The organism is Mobiluncus mulieris (assembly GCF_014204735.1).
Classification (GTDB): domain Bacteria; phylum Actinomycetota; class Actinomycetes; order Actinomycetales; family Actinomycetaceae; genus Mobiluncus; species Mobiluncus mulieris.
Genome location: NZ_JACHMA010000001.1, coordinates 1,073,390 through 1,086,221, shown reverse-complemented (window position 1 = coordinate 1,086,221; position 12,832 = coordinate 1,073,390). Strand labels below are relative to the sequence as shown.

The following is a 12,832-nucleotide window of genomic DNA, read 5'->3' as shown; positions in this document are numbered from 1 at the left end:
GATTATGAAGGTTTGTGACCCGAAATGAAACGTATCGCGATATAGAGCTGCGAGTTTAGTGGCTATGCTGCTGGCTTAGACGGATGCGGCAATTCCGCCGGTGGGTCATCCGACCCTATCAGGTCGGATGACCCACCGCCAGCGCTGGAATCGAGTGAAACAACCAGCGAGAATTCTCCAGAGGTTGATTCATCCCCAGAAGCCCCTCATGAACCCGCCACCCCGGAAACACCGCAAGTTACAAGCGAATCCGAGGACGCGGGGGATTCGGATTTACAGGTCACGCCTTCCACCGGGGCGATGCGCATCGAGGGCACCGTAGCGGATATTGCCCAGAATAAGACGGGCGCTCTCGCCAGTTTAAAGACATGGTGGGGCGTGCGTTGGAAGGGACAGAAAGGGTGCGGTTTTGCGTGTGATAGGTGCGAGGACTGTAGAGGTTTTTGGAGGCCACGGTGTGGCCGAGCTAAGTCACACGCCCGGAACATGGTACTATTGACGCTATTGAACGAAGCTTCCGGAAGTATAAGGAAAACATGTTATTTGCACTGAACGTTGTCGCACAGGTCTTGCTGTTCCTGTGCTCTTTGTTGCTAATTTTGTCCATCTTGCTGCACAAAGGCCAGGGGGGCGGTATGTCCGACATGTTCGGCGGGGGGCTAACCTCCGCGATGTCATCTTCCGGGGTGGGGCAGCGCAACCTCAACATTGCCACCGTGGTGGTGACCTTAGTCTGGCTGTTCGCGATTGTGCTTTTCGCCTTCACCATGGAGAAACCCGCTGTCGCTGACACAAGCCGTCCAACAGCTCCAATTAGCAGCCAGGCTCCCGCGTCGACCCAGCCGAACCTGGCTCCGACCCAGGCACCGGCTCCGGCGCAAAAAACTCCGTCTCAATCCGCACCGGCGTCTCAAAAGCCAGCTAAGTAGCACGTTACGTGTCGATTTCGCCTTCCTGTCATTGATAGTGGAAGCCTCCGCCTCTACCTTTGGAGAGCGGGGTTTTCCTCGTCTCTGTACTTCCTCAAGAGGCGCAGCAAACCGATGGAAAGGCTTATATAATTTTGGGGAGTACTTTAGGAAATGGAGGAAAAATGAATCGAAATACTCTAGCTGCAATGGTGGATCACACTCTGTTGAAGCCTGAAGTTACTAAGGCGCAGATTCAGGCGCTCATTGATGAGGCCGTAGAACTGGGAACCTATTCGATATGTGTGTCGCCCAATCAGGTGCCGCTACAGGTGCCCGCCGGGCTGAAACTGTGTGTTGTCTGCGGTTTCCCCTCTGGGGCACACGCCACCGAGACAAAGGCCACTGAAGCCCGCCTAGCGGTGGCTGCCGGAGTAGACGAAGTGGACATGGTAGTGAATCTATCTTGGGTCAAAGATGGCCGCTGGGAAGATGTCCAGGCCGATATCGCTGCCGTGAAAGCTCAGGTTCCCAGCCCGAAACTTTTGAAAGTTATTATCGAGTCAGCGGCGCTGACAGACGATGAAATAGTGAAGTGCTGCCAGGCAGCACAGGCTGCTGGAGCGGACTTTGTGAAAACTTCCACTGGTTTCCACCCGGCAGGTGGAGCCTCGGCACACGCGGTGGCCTTAATGCGTAAAACGGTGGGTGACTCTATGGGAGTCAAGGCTTCGGGTGGTATCCACACTGGTGAGCAGGCTTTGGAAATGGTGACAGCCGGAGCCACCAGATTGGGATTGTCAGGAACACGTAAGGTGCTCGACACCCTCTAGGGACTCCGGCTGTAGCCTTGGTCTAGACTCGCTAGAAACCTAGAACCTGAGATAGCTCAGTCTTTATGGTTTCCAAGCGGGTTTTGGCCAGGGCTTTATTTTCGGCCAGATTCTCTGCAGTTACTATGGGGATAACAACCTGTAGGTAACACTTTAACTTGGGTTCCGTTCCGGAAGGCCTGACTACCACCCGGGTACCTGAAGCCGTGCCAAAGAACAAGGCATCAGTGGGCGGCAGTAACGAGAGGTTTTCCCATCCGGCTGGAACCGAAGTATGCTCCGCATCCGGCATCTGGTTTTGTGACAGGTCATGACGGAAAGTAACCGGCTCGCCGCCGAGAGTATCCAGTCCAGAAGACCGCAGACGGCGCATCCCCTCGCTGATGAGGGACAGGTCCGCTACCCGGAAAGTGAGCGGGGCTGTCAAATGCAGTCCGTGCTGCAAATAGAGCTCGTCAAGACAATCATCGATACTGCGTCCCGATGCCTTTAGTTCCGCTGCGATCTCGCAGATTTTCACGGTGGCACTGATTCCGTCTTTGTCACGAACATACTCGGGGTCACAACAGTTTCCGATAGCTTCCTCGTAGCCAAACACAATACCGGGCGTGCGTGAAATCCATTTAAATCCAGTTAATGACACCATGGGTTGCACTCCAGCAGCAGCGCCAACCTTGTCCAGGAGTTCCCCGGAAACCATAGAATGAGCCACCGTGGCACCCGAAAGCTTGCCTTCCGCTTTGACTCGTTGACACATGTAGTATCCCAGCAGAGTTCCAGTTTCATCGCCGCTGAGCTGCCGCCAGCCTGTGGGCGAGCTGCTATCGGGGATGGCAGCGGCACACCGATCCGCGTCAGGATCATTAGCCACAATCAAATCAGCGTGCTTTTCTTGAGCCAAGGCTATTGCAAGATCCAATGCCCCGGCTTCTTCTGGGTTAGGGAAGGGGATAGTGGGGAAATCCGGATCGGGTTCTCGCTGCTCCGCCACGGGCAGCACGTCGATGAATCCGGCCCGCGCCAAGCTAGATTCACAGATTTCAGCGCCCACGCCGTGCATTGAGGTCAGCACCACTCGCAGTTCACGAGGTGATTCGGGTTTCACAAGCGAAGCAGCACGTTCAATGTATTGGCTAAATAGGCTTTCGGGGATGGTATCCCAACCTTCGCTGGCGCAGGGAACGTCTTTGGCGGCTGGCGCAGTTTGGATTTGCGAAAAAATCTTGGCATCCCAGGGGGAAACCAGCTGGGCATTAGCGCCGGCACCGGTCACGATGCGTCCGCCCAAGTATACCTTGTATCCATTGTCCTGGGCTGGATTGTGCGAGGCAGTAACCATCACCCCCGCGTCAGCGTGGAGTTTCCCCATGGCAAATGCCAGCAGGGGTGTGGGGCATTCGTGAGGCATCAACAGCGCCTTGCCGCCAGTGGCCACTACCACTCCCGCAGTGTCGCGGGCAAAGTCTTTGGATCGATGGCGGCCATCAAACCCAATCACTACCAGGAATCCCTCTCCAGTGACTTCTCGCAGTGCCGCCGACAGTCCCCAAGTAGCGCGCCTAATCACGGCAGTGTTCATACAAGCGGGCCCAGGCCCCATTTTGCCGCGCAACCCCGCTGTACCAAAGGCGATTTCCTCCGCGAAAGCGGCTTTGAGCGCAGCTTGAGCTTCAGGGCTCGGATCCGCAATTAAGGCCTCTAGTGTGGCGCGGTCTTGCGGATCAGGATCATTTGACAGCCATTTATCATACATTTTCAAACTCCTTATTTTTGGCCTCGTCAACGAAGATTAAAACATGGTATAAGACTGGGGTGGTAAAAGCGCAGAGATATTTACGTAATGGCAAAATGTCGTAAAGTATTTCAACACAATCTGTCATATTCGCTGTAATTTTTCAACATCAGGGTGGTGTGAGCGCGAAACTGTGGTTGGTTAGATACCATTAACCTCTGTTAGCCACTGGTCGTCTTTGGCCAGGTAAAAACTAGGAGGTTTTATGGTACCTAAGTTAAAGCTTGCTGCCCTGGCAGCGATTTCAACCCTAGCCTTGGCTGGTTGCGCGGCTCCACCGGAGTCCGAACCCGGCAAAACTGCCGATGCTAAAGCTCCTTCGGAATTCAAAGCCTGCATGGTCTCTGACCAGGGTGGATTTGATGACAAGTCTTTCAACGAGTCCGGGATGGAGGGACTGAAACGAGCCGAGCAAGAACTCGGTGTCAAGATTGGTTTCACCGAGTCCAAGACGCCCGAAGATTTCAAGCCCAATGTTGATTCCTTGGTGGCACAAAAGTGCAGCCTTATTATTGGGGTTGGGTTCATGCTCAACGAGGGCGTGCGTGATGCCGCTAAGGCTCATCCAGAAATCAACTTTGCCCTGGTGGATGCCCGTTTCATGGAAAACGACAAGGTTGTAGAGATGAAGAATGCCAAGCCTTTGGTGTTCAACACGGCTGAAGCCGCCTATTTGGCTGGATACGTCTCGGCTGCCACCAGCAAGTCCGGGACAGTGTCAGCCTACGGTGGGATGCAGATTCCTTCCGTTAACATCTTCATGGATGGTTTTGCCGACGGTATCAAGAAGTACAACGAAGATAACGGTAAATCTGTCAAGCTCATCGGCTGGGACAAAGATGCGCAAAACGGTTCTTTCGTTGGGAATTTCGAGGATCAATCCAAAGGTAAACAGCTGACTGAACAACAGGTTTCCCAGGGCTCAGACCTGGTGATGCCGGTGGCCGGTCCTGTAGGCCAGGGCACTTTGGCAGCGGTCAAGGGTAAAGACACCAAGGTAGTTGGGGTTGACTCAGACTGGGCGCTAAAGTATCCCGACCAATCGAAGCAAATCCTCACATCCGTAGTGAAGGAAATCGGCCAGGCCGTCTTTGACGCTGTCAAAGAAGCCAAGGAAGGAAAGTTTACCTCCGAAGCGTATGTAGGTGATTTGAAGAACAAGGGTGTGGATATCGCTCCTTTCCATGATCTTGATTCGGAAGTGCCCGCTGACGTGAAAGAGAAGCTCGAGGCTCTGAAGAAAGATATTGTAGACGGCAAGATTAAGGTCGAGTCCAAGAACAATCCGTGATGTTGTGCTAAATTCCGGGGTTTGTGAGCCGCAAATGCGGCTCACAAACCCCGGTTAGCCAGCGGACAATCATAATAGAAGGGAAATCAATGAGGCTGGAACTTCGCGGCATAACCAAAATATTTGGCCCCCTGGTGGCTAATGACCACATAGATTTAACTGTAGAACCGGGGGAAATTCACGCTCTATTGGGAGAGAACGGCGCTGGGAAATCTACCCTGATGAATGTCCTCTACGGTTTGTATAAACCCGACGCAGGTGAAATCCTCATTGATGGGAAACCGGTGACTTTTAAAGGCCCGGGAGACGCTGTAGCAGCGGGTATCGGAATGGTGCATCAACACTTCATGCTGGTTCCGGTGTTTACGGTGGCTGAATCGGTGGCCTTAGGCTACGAGCCCACCAAGGGCGTGGGAATACTAGATTTAAACTCCGCGCGCAAAAAAGTTCGGGAATTATCAGCTAAGTTTGGTTTCGATATTGACCCTGATTCCCTGATTGAGGACTTACCGGTGGGTGCCCAGCAGCGTGTGGAAATCATCAAAGCGCTGTCTCGGGAAGCAAAAATGCTGATTTTGGACGAGCCGACGGCTGTCCTCACCCCGCAAGAAACCGATGAACTCATTGAGATTATGCGTCAGCTAAAGGCTAGCGGGACTTCAATCGTGTTTATCACTCACAAGTTGCGTGAAGTCAAGGCTGCTGCTGAAAAGATTACGGTGATTCGTCGAGGCAAGGTAGTTGGGTACGCGAAACCAGAATCCACAGATTCGGAGCTTGCTGCTGCCATGGTTGGACACGAAGTGAAGCTTACGGTGGAGAAAGCGGAACCAAAGCTCGGTGATGTGGTCTTTGAGATGAAGCAGGCTACGGCAACTGATGAGACCGGACAGGTGAAGCTTGACCACATAGACCTAGAAGTTCGTAGTGGTGAAATCTTGGCAATAGCCGGAGTGCAAGGTAATGGTCAAACAGAGCTGTGTCGTACCATTCTAGGCTTACAGCCGCTCGCTGGTGGCTCTATGAGCCTAGCTGGTGAAGACCTCTCCAAGCTCAAGGTGAAAACCCGTTTGGGGCGGCAACTCGGTTATGTTCCTGAAGATCGCTCTACTGATGGCATGATTGCTTCTTTCTCTATTGCCGAAAACATGATTCTTGACCAGTACGACCGTCCTCCCTTTGCCACCGGAATCAACATGCATCCCAAGGTTGTGGCCGAAAACGCCGAGAAGCTCCGAGAAGAATACGACGTGCGGGTTACTTCCACCAGTGATGCGATTTCGACCCTTTCCGGTGGTAATCAACAGAAGGCAATTCTGGCTCGCGAATTATCGCGGCCGTTGAAACTACTGGTTGCTTCCCAACCAACTCGTGGCTTGGATGTAGGCTCTATCGAGTTTGTCCACAAACGTATCGTGGAACAACGGGATGCGGGAACCGGAGTAATCCTGGTTTCCACAGAACTTGACGAGGTAGTGGGCTTGGCTGATCGCATTGCGGTTATGTATCGCGGGAAAGTTATCGGGATAGTACCACCGGATACTTCCCGGGATGCTTTGGGGCTCATGATGGCTGGAATTCCCCTAGAAGAACAGGAGTCAGCGAAATGAAAGCTGTAAAAACAACCCAGAAGGCAGATCGCCCTCCGATTAACAGCCCCTTGCGTCAAATTATGTCGTCCTCGGCGATGCTCATTGTGGTGGCCGTGTTGCTTTCCCTGTTAGTTTCAGCCGTGTTGGTGGTAGCTTTCGATCAAAAAGTTCAAGAAAGTGCAGCATATTTATTCGCCAGACCTAGCGATTTCTTTGGATACGCCGGAACGGCTTTCGCCTCTTTCTTTACTTCGCTGTTCCGGGGGGCGATTTTTGATTACCAGGCTACCAGCGCGGTAGGAATGATAATGCCCATCACCAACTCGTTGACTCGTTCCGTGCCTCTTATTCTCGCGGGACTTTCGGTAGCCTTGGCCTTCCGAGCCGGTTTGTTCAACATTGGGGCGCAAGGACAGCTTCTGGTGGGGGCGGCTTTGGGGGTATGGACAGGTTTAAATATTTCTTTACCTTACGGGTTGCACCTGTTGTTAGCCATGCTTTTAGCTGTTTTGGGCGGTGCCGTGTGGGGTGCAGTGCCGGGTATCCTCAAAGCCCGGGTGGGTGCCAATGAAGTCATTGTGACCATCATGATGAACTCGATTGCGGTGTTCTTGACTTCGTACTTCTTGAAATCCCGGGTGTTTATTGGTAACGGATATCCTGGAAAATCCTCGACAATACCCGATACCGCTGCGTATCCCAAACTGTTAGGTTCTGCTTTTAACTTGCACCTTGGTTTTCTGATTGCCTTGCTAGCAGCCGTTTTTGTATGGTGGCTATTAGAACGCTCGACTTTTGGTTTTGAGTTACGCGCCGCCGGGGCTAATCCTAATGCGGCTCGTACTGCTGGGATTTCAGTGAATCGCGTAATTGCTTTGACCATGATTATCGCCGGGGCACTTGCCGGGTTGGCCGGCACCGGCCCCGCCCTAGGCACAGAGCGCTTTCTCTCGGCGGGAACGGCCGGGTCTATCGGCTTCGACGCGATTACGGTAGCTTTGCTAGGAGCCTCAACACCGCTAGGCACTGTGTTGGCTGGAATCTTATTCGGAGCCTTCGCGTCCGGGGCTTCCACCATGCAGGCTGCCGCCGGTATCCCGGTAGATATCGTTTCCGTTTCCCAAGCAGTCATTGTGCTGTTGATTGCGGCACCGCCTTTGATTCGATGGATTTTCAGATTGCCGGAACCCATTGATTCTCGTATTGCCAAGCAGGCCACGCCACCGATGTCCGCGACAAAAGCGGATTCCAAGTCAGAGCCGACTCTCGCGGGGGCACCTCATGCCGAAAAAACCAATACCCAGCCTGAAGGCGAGGCGGTTGCCACCGAACATGAAACCACTGGCGGAAAGGAGGCTCAGTCATGAGTTTATCCACTGAATTGCTAGAAAAGTCCCAGAGTGATCGTCAAGCCGATTCCTCGACTGTAAAACTGCAAAAAGACTGGCGTTGGCCTGTTTCCACCTGGATTATGACGGTGTTGTGCCTGGTTATGGGGCTGATTGCACAGGGGGTTTCAGTGGTTTCCTTCAAGGATGCCACCACCTGGTTTGAAATCAGTAACTGGAACGTGCCGGCGAAGCCCACGATTTTGATACTGACAGTGTTGTGCGCTCTTGGCGCGGGCGGTGCCACCAAAATTACTTTGCAGCGCGGCAAATCTCCCGCGTGGCTTGCTGGCCTGGTTGGAATGTTCTTTTTGGTAGCGTTGCTGCTCTTTGTCGTAGCGGGCAATAAAGATTCTGTGATGCCATTAGTGGCATTGTTGCATTCAACTTTGGCTTTGGCTATTCCGCTAGTTTTCGGATCCATGTCGGGCTTGGTATGTGAACGAACCGGGGTAATCAACATTGCTATCGAAGGACAGCTGCTGCTGGGAGCATTCCTTGGAGCGGTGGTAGCTTCCACAACGAAATCACCGTACTTGGGGTTGATTGGTGCTCCGATAGCGGGGGCTCTGGTGGCGGTGCTGTTGGCGTTGTTCACCATTAAATATCGTGTGGATCACATTATTGTGGGTGTGGTGCTGAACATGCTGGTGGTGGGGCTGACATCCTTCCTGTATTCAACGTGGCTAAAGAACAATGAAGCCAAGTTGAATCACCCCACGTCTCTCGACCCTTTGGCAGTACCGATTCTTTCTGACATTCCGGTTATCGGGCCGGTGTTGTTCAAGCAATCCCTTTTGGTATACCTGATGTACGTGGTAGTGGTGGTGTTGAATATCGCGATTTTCCGTTCGCGATGGGGTTTGCGCTCTCGGGCTTGTGGCGAGCACCCGCGCGCGGCTGACACGGTGGGGATTAACGTTAATCTTTATCGGTGGCGCAATGTGTTGATAGGTGGCGCTTTGGCTGGATTAGGTGGGGCGTATTTCACCATCGGAGCAGGTTTGGCTTTCACCAAGGATATGGCAGCCGGTAACGGGTTTATCGCCCTGGCCGCGATGATTCTGGGGAAGTGGAACCCGAAAGGTGCCGTGGCAGCGTCGCTGCTCTTTGCCTTTGCAACCGCTTTGGGCTATGTGATGCAGTCAGCGAGTTCCCCTATTCCTACCGAGTTTCTGCTGATGATTCCCTATCTGGTGACGATTTTGGCTGTGGCTGGATTCGTGGGGAGAGTACGTCCTCCTGCTATGGAAGGGAAACCCTATCCGCTTTAAGCCACTGAATTAATACCAGATACATAGCTTTTATAAAATGATATATCAAACAATGGAGTAAGTCTATGATACAACAAAGCGATTGGGATAGGTTGCATGAGGCCGCTAAAGAGGCACAGACCCATGCTTACTGCCCCTATTCTCACTACCAGGTGGGAGCGGCCGGTTTAACTGAGGCTGGTGACATTGTTACTGGCTGCAATTCAGAAAACGCTGCCTATGGGGTGGGTTTGTGTGCGGAATGTGGCATGATTTCCCAGCTCACCTTGCGTGGTGGCGGTAAGCTAGTGGCGTTTCTTTGTTATGGCAATCACGAGGCGTTAGCCCCGGTTTTGACTGTTCCCTGCGGGCGGTGTCGTCAACTTATCCGGGAACATGCTAGTCCAGAGTTAATCATCGAAACGCCTGATGGGCGCAAGCCTTTTACCGAGATACTGCCCGAATCTTTTGGGCCGGAATACCTAAATAAATAAATGGAGGAAATCATGATTGAAGCTTTTGATACCGTTGACGTAATTCGAACTAAGCGGGATGGTGAAGAGCTCAGTACTGCCCAGATTGATTGGGTAATAGATGCCTATACTCGCGGGTGGGTGACTAACGAACAGATGGCGGCGCTGGCTATGGCCGTGTTTATTAATGGTATGAACCGCCGCGAAATTTTCGACTGGACCAAAGCCATGATTGCTTCCGGGGAGTGTCTGGATTTCGGCTCCTTACCGCGTCCCACTGCGGATAAGCATTCCACCGGCGGGGTGGGGGATAAGATTACATTGCCTTTGGCTCCCTTGGTCGCGAGCTTCGGGGTGGCAGTGCCGCAGCTTTCTGGCCGTGGTCTGGGTCATACCGGGGGAACCCTGGATAAATTGGAAGCCATTCCCGGGTGGCAGGCTGATTTGAGTAATGAAAAAATCATGGAGATTCTGGGAACTGGCTGTGGCGCGGTGGTGTGTGCTGCTGGGGCGGGGCTGGCTCCTGCTGACAAGAAACTCTATGCCTTGCGCGACGTCACCTCTACGGTGGATTGTGTGCCGTTGATTGCGTCTTCCATCATGTCTAAAAAAATTGCCGAGGGATCCGCATCTTTGGTCTTGGATGTAAAAGTGGGTTCCGGAGCCTTTATGAAGAATGTAGACAAGGCACGAGTGCTTGCCGAAACGATGGTAGCTCTAGGCAAGGATGCCGGGACACACACCGTAGCGCTGTTGACAGATATGTCTACCCCCTTAGGCCGTGAAGTTGGTAATGCTGGCGAAGTTTCCGAGGCTGTAGAGGTGCTTGCTGGGGGAGGCCCAGCGGATGTGGTGGAACTCACCGTGGCTTTGGCTCGAGAAATGCTCACGGCTGCCGGTAAACCAGAAGCAGACCCGGCTAAAGCCTTAGCTTCAGGGGCGGCTATGGATACATGGCGAGCTATGATTCGGGCTCAGGGAGGTGATCCGGAGGCTCCTTTGGCGAAGGCGAAGGAGCATATGGAAGTGAAGGCCGAACGTAGTGGAGTTTTGAGCCGTTTGGACGCCTTGTCTGTTGGGGTGGCTTCTTGGCGCACCGGAGCTGGGCGGGCGCGCCCGGGGGAGTCCGTACAGCTAGGGGCTGGAATCACTTTGCATGCTAAACCAGGCGATACGGTCACTGCCGGTCAAACCTTGTTTACTTTGCACTCTGACGAACCCCAACGGTTTGCTCGAGCCTTAGAAGCTCTCGAAGGTGGCTGGGAGATTTCAGATTCCTTCGAGGGCGCCAGGCCTTTGATTATTGACCGAATTAGCTAAGCGCTGCCGCCGCTGCTAGTTTCAAGGTGTTGACGAACTTGGTCTCGCGTTCCTCAGGGGTCATGTCTTTTGAACTATCCAGCAGGTTATCCGAGACCGTCAACACGGTGAGGGCTTCCTTGCCGAACTCGGCGGCGGCTCCGTAGAGTGCTGCGGTTTCCATTTCCAAGCCCAGGGTGCCATAGGCAGTGAGTTTTTCCAACAGACCAGGGGTTTTGAAATAGAAGTGATCTTCAGAGAAAACCGAGCCTACGTGAACTCGTCCGCGATCCGTCTCGGGCAGGGTTTCAACGGCTCGCATCGCTGCCGACAGCAGGTTCCATGAGGCGCAAGGGGCAAAGCTGATTTCGGGGAACCGCGCCACGTTAATATGGGAGTCCGTGTGTGCCGTCATCGCGACTACCGTGTCACCGACCTGCGCTAGTGGAGAGATAGACCCACAGGTTCCTACCCGAATAATACGTTGTACCCCATAAAATTTAAACAGTTCCGTCGCATATATCGTTAACGAGGGCTGTCCCATCCCGGAACCCATCACGGAAAGGGGCTTGCCTTCATAAGTGCCAGTGAATCCCATCATGCCGCGTACCTCGGTAACCATTTTTGCGTCCGGCATCAGCATATGAGCAATGCGTTCGGCTCGTTTGGGGTCACCGGGCATTAGCACTGCAGGTGCGAAGTCGCCGGGTTCAGCTGAAATATGTGGGGTAGACATAAGGTTTCCTCCTTGAATAGTAGTTGTTATCGTAGTTATTTTATGCTTTTGAGGCGATTTTTGACGGTGAACTCGTCATGCAACTGGCTGGCCACACTGGGGACAGAAATTCGGTTTTGGCTGGCCAAATTGGGTGCCGCAGTTGGAACAAAACCTGGCGCCAGGGGAATTAGTGGCACCAGTGCCGCCACCTGTCGTGCTGCCCGTTCCGGACATTCCCTGTGCCTGTGGATGTGCCGCCATCTGCGCTTGGTTGGAGGCCGAGGCGGCCTGCATGAAACCACCGCCGGCTTGCATCCCCATGCCTACTCCCAGCATTGCCGACCCGGCACCGGCTGGATTGGAACCCGCATTCTGGATTCCCGTGGCGATGGCGCCTTGCACATAACCTTCGCGAATCGAGGGGTCTTGCAGCATTGCGCCCTGGTTGCGCATGTCTATCAGCTTGCGAGATTGTTCGTCATAGGAAATCGAGGCGATACCCACTGCCTGGATTTCAATGCCGCGCGTGGCTTCCCATTCTTCGTCCAGCGCATCGCGCATGTATTTGGACAGTTCCCCCACATGGGACTGTACTTGGGAAATCCGAATCCCGTCCACGCTCATCTTGTTCAAAGCTACGGAAAACGCTTCCAGAAATTCGGCCTGGTACTGATTCTTGATATCGTCGATGTGTACCCGTTCCGCGTCGCGTGGCACCACTTCGGCATAGAACTTCAGGGGGTCGACGATTCGAATCGAATACGTGCCGTGTGCCCGCAAGAATAGCTCGGCATTATAGAAATTATCGAAGTATTGTACGGCATTCGGAGTGCCAAACTTGATGCCTTTAATCTCTTGCAGATTCACAAAGAAGGCCTTCTGTTGGCCGCTGGGGGCACCGCCGAACTTGAAACGCTCCCAAGTGTCGCGTAAAACTCCTTCAAAATTCCCGTTGAACAGGGATGGCGTGGTGGCGGAGCTAAATGTATATGCTCCGGGGTCGGTGGAAAAATCCACGATTTTTCCTGAATCTGTAATCAACATGGCCTGGTTGTCATAGACAATAATCTTGGAACCATCGGTAATAATGTCCCCACCGGCATTATGCCGCCGTGCCTGGTGGCCACGCACAAACACGATGCCTTCCCCCATGTCGGTGGCGACGATGGCATCCAACCATTGGTCGCTAATAGCACCCCCGATGGCTCCGGCCACTGCTTGAATTAAACCCATTGCTGTCCTCCTGTCTAGTAATACTAAAGTTTTTGAATCGTTGTGTCTCTGA

General features: G+C 53.3%; 11 protein-coding genes. 8 read left to right on the top strand and 3 right to left on the bottom strand.

The annotated features are described in order from the left end of the window. Positions 1-536 precede the first annotated feature (536 nt). A complete protein-coding gene (gene secG / locus F4555_RS04890; RefSeq protein WP_004012285.1) occupies positions 537-929 on the top strand; it encodes a preprotein translocase subunit SecG in 393 nt (130 codons plus the stop codon). Positions 930-1,093: 164 nt separating this feature from the next. After that, the gene (deoC, locus tag F4555_RS04885; protein ID WP_004018047.1) at positions 1,094-1,741 is read left to right on the top strand and encodes a deoxyribose-phosphate aldolase; all 648 of its coding nucleotides are present in this window, start codon (positions 1,094-1,096) and stop codon (positions 1,739-1,741) included. Between the two features lie 31 nt (positions 1,742-1,772). Here deoC and F4555_RS04880 read toward each other — a convergent pair whose 3' ends face one another. Continuing rightward, positions 1,773-3,494: a phospho-sugar mutase gene (locus tag F4555_RS04880; RefSeq protein ID WP_114990468.1), complete on the bottom strand. Its 1,722-nt coding sequence runs from the start codon at positions 3,492-3,494 to the stop codon at positions 1,773-1,775. Between the two features lie 244 nt (positions 3,495-3,738). Between F4555_RS04880 and F4555_RS04875 the strand changes: the two genes are divergently transcribed. From F4555_RS04875 to F4555_RS04850, 6 genes are all read left to right on the top strand, one after another. Beyond that, complete coding sequence (locus F4555_RS04875; protein ID WP_115326018.1) at positions 3,739-4,824, top strand: BMP family lipoprotein; 1,086 nt, start codon at positions 3,739-3,741, stop codon at positions 4,822-4,824. 89 nt (positions 4,825-4,913) lie between these two features. Then, positions 4,914-6,434 carry an ABC transporter ATP-binding protein gene (locus F4555_RS04870; protein ID WP_004012289.1) on the top strand — a complete coding sequence of 507 codons (1,521 nt, stop codon included), beginning with the start codon at positions 4,914-4,916 and terminating at the stop codon, positions 6,432-6,434. Continuing rightward, a complete protein-coding gene (locus F4555_RS04865) occupies positions 6,431-7,783 on the top strand; it encodes an ABC transporter permease (RefSeq protein WP_115326019.1) in 1,353 nt (450 codons plus the stop codon). Before F4555_RS04870 ends, F4555_RS04865 begins: the two co-directional genes overlap by 4 nt. Continuing rightward, the gene (locus F4555_RS04860) at positions 7,780-9,078 is read left to right on the top strand and encodes an ABC transporter permease (RefSeq protein WP_004012291.1); all 1,299 of its coding nucleotides are present in this window, start codon (positions 7,780-7,782) and stop codon (positions 9,076-9,078) included. Before F4555_RS04865 ends, F4555_RS04860 begins: the two co-directional genes overlap by 4 nt. Positions 9,079-9,143: 65 nt before the next feature. Then, on the top strand, positions 9,144-9,551 hold the full coding sequence (locus tag F4555_RS04855) for a cytidine deaminase (RefSeq protein WP_004012292.1): 408 nt from the start codon (positions 9,144-9,146) through the stop codon (positions 9,549-9,551). After that, on the top strand, positions 9,552-10,850 hold the full coding sequence (locus tag F4555_RS04850; protein WP_115326020.1) for a thymidine phosphorylase: 1,299 nt from the start codon (positions 9,552-9,554) through the stop codon (positions 10,848-10,850). It begins immediately after the preceding gene. Here F4555_RS04850 and deoD read toward each other — a convergent pair. Both deoD and F4555_RS04840 read right to left on the bottom strand, forming a co-directional pair. Further along, entirely contained in the window at positions 10,843-11,565 is a 723-nt protein-coding gene (gene deoD / locus F4555_RS04845) for a purine-nucleoside phosphorylase (protein ID WP_115326021.1), read from the bottom strand. The two genes, F4555_RS04850 and deoD, sit on opposite strands and share 8 nt — an antisense overlap. A 75-nt stretch (positions 11,566-11,640) precedes the next feature. Continuing rightward, positions 11,641-12,780 (bottom strand): SPFH domain-containing protein, encoded by a 1,140-nt coding sequence (locus F4555_RS04840; RefSeq protein WP_004015775.1) that lies wholly within the window; start codon positions 12,778-12,780, stop codon positions 11,641-11,643. Positions 12,781-12,832: the final 52 nt, after the last annotated feature.

Coding starts and splice junctions, on each gene's coding strand:
- F4555_RS04870 (WP_004012289.1), top strand. CDS start 4,914: ATGAGGCTGGAACTTCGCGGCATAACCAAAATATTTGGCCCCCTGGTG.
- deoC (WP_004018047.1), top strand. CDS start 1,094: ATGAATCGAAATACTCTAGCTGCAATGGTGGATCACACTCTGTTGAAG.
- F4555_RS04840 (WP_004015775.1), bottom strand. CDS start 12,780: ATGGGTTTAATTCAAGCAGTGGCCGGAGCCATCGGGGGTGCTATTAGC.
- F4555_RS04875 (WP_115326018.1), top strand. CDS start 3,739: ATGGTACCTAAGTTAAAGCTTGCTGCCCTGGCAGCGATTTCAACCCTA.
- secG (WP_004012285.1), top strand. CDS start 537: ATGTTATTTGCACTGAACGTTGTCGCACAGGTCTTGCTGTTCCTGTGC.
- F4555_RS04865 (WP_115326019.1), top strand. CDS start 6,431: ATGAAAGCTGTAAAAACAACCCAGAAGGCAGATCGCCCTCCGATTAAC.
- F4555_RS04855 (WP_004012292.1), top strand. CDS start 9,144: ATGATACAACAAAGCGATTGGGATAGGTTGCATGAGGCCGCTAAAGAG.
- F4555_RS04850 (WP_115326020.1), top strand. CDS start 9,552: ATGGAGGAAATCATGATTGAAGCTTTTGATACCGTTGACGTAATTCGA.
- F4555_RS04860 (WP_004012291.1), top strand. CDS start 7,780: ATGAGTTTATCCACTGAATTGCTAGAAAAGTCCCAGAGTGATCGTCAA.
- deoD (WP_115326021.1), bottom strand. CDS start 11,565: ATGTCTACCCCACATATTTCAGCTGAACCCGGCGACTTCGCACCTGCA.
- F4555_RS04880 (WP_114990468.1), bottom strand. CDS start 3,494: ATGTATGATAAATGGCTGTCAAATGATCCTGATCCGCAAGACCGCGCC.